This window comes from Pseudomonas sp. RW3S2, assembly GCF_014268955.1.
GTDB lineage: Bacteria > Pseudomonadota > Gammaproteobacteria > Pseudomonadales > Pseudomonadaceae > Aquipseudomonas > Aquipseudomonas wayambapalatensis.
The window spans coordinates 1-849 of record NZ_JABWRM010000041.1 but is presented as its reverse complement, the minus strand read 5'-3'; the positions used below and the strand labels follow the sequence as shown (position 1 = coordinate 849).

Below are 849 nucleotides of genomic sequence, written 5' to 3'. Positions count from 1 at the left end.
TACGCCAAGGATGCAGAAGAACTTGAGGCTTTGTTCAGTGCGATAAGTGAGGTCATATAATGTATTTTGTTGAATGGATCATGTGGCTCTCCTACATTGACCCAAAAGATGAGCGTGATGCTTTTGAAAAGCAGCACAAGAAAGTCAAAAGAAAATTTGCATATGAAAGCGACGACCAAGAAGAAATCGAAGCCGCCAAGAAGCCCGCTAGCACCACACCCAAAAGTCGCGGACCAGTTTATGCTTACAACGAGCACATATTAGAAATGCGTTACGGTATGTGGGAAGACAAACGAGGACTGATAAGCATACTATCCCTTACGACTATAATTTACTCATCAGTAAATATAGCAATTGTTTTAGAGGACATAAAATTTCTATTCAGCCTAGCGCTCAACTATAATGGCGAGCCCTATGGCGAGCAGCTTCTCATGGTGTCATTCTTCCTCACCATGGGCTTAGGTACATTATGGCTTTACTTAAAATTTGGGCTCCGCTTCACGCGATTCGAGATGTTCACATCCCGCCACTTACTAATACGTTTCAACCGCACTACCCAGCAAGTCTACCTGCATCGCCCATCGTACTGTGGCGGCATCGTCACACTTCCTTGGCACGGTGTCACGTCCAGTGGCTCGGATAAAAAATACGCGACTGCCGGTGGCGTGGGCCTTCCTTTGGAACTCATGTGGCCACCCTCGTTCGCCGGCGCACTTCATCCCGAACTCGTCCACGTAGGCAAGGCCGCCAACAACTTCGCGGAACTGCAAGACGAATGGGAGTTCATCCGCCGCTTCATGGATGAGGGACCAGAGGGTTTACCGCGCCCTCGCATCACCTCGCACTTCC

The 849-nt window shown here is 48.9% G+C and carries 1 protein-coding gene; it reads left to right on the top strand.

From position 1 onward, the window contains the following. Positions 1 to 59: 59 nt before the first annotated feature. On the top strand, positions 60 to 849 hold a 790-nt coding region (locus HU748_RS26125), incomplete at its 3' end, for a hypothetical protein (protein WP_186722529.1).